Source organism: Pararhodobacter sp. CCB-MM2, from assembly GCF_001691415.1.
Lineage (GTDB): Bacteria > Pseudomonadota > Alphaproteobacteria > Rhodobacterales > Rhodobacteraceae > Pararhodobacter.
On record NZ_LRRR01000125.1, the window covers coordinates 1 to 384 of the forward strand.

Sequence of the window (384 nt, forward strand, 5' to 3'; positions counted from 1 at the left end):
GCTTTCGGGTTCTGCCTGAATACCTTTGTCCATTTGCTTAGTAGTGATGTCCTTTCTTCTACCATATACTACCTGATTATAAATTTTTATTAGTTCTTTTTGGCAGGTTAGGCTTAGTTTACCTGCTTCCTTATCAGCTTTGGTTACGGGTTCTGAAAGTAAGTTGCCCCAAGATGATGCCCTGAATTTTGTAGTGCTAAAATTAAACATTTTGTAATTGGTTTAGTTTATGATTTTAATTGGTTAATAGCATTGAATATTTCGTAAGCAACTTGTGGAACTATTGCGTTTCCGAGTGCTTTAATTCTGTCCACCCTATTGGGTATCCCATTACAATCTCCTGCAAACATGGATTTAAGTGCGTCTTTATATTCAATGGTATGT

The 384-nt window shown here is 35.9% G+C and carries 1 protein-coding gene; it reads right to left on the reverse strand.

The features are described 5' to 3' along the window. On the reverse strand, positions 1 to 210 hold a 210-nt coding region (locus BCY78_RS26145; protein WP_233499498.1), incomplete at its 3' end, for a hypothetical protein. Between the last annotated feature and the right edge of the window lie 174 nt (positions 211 to 384).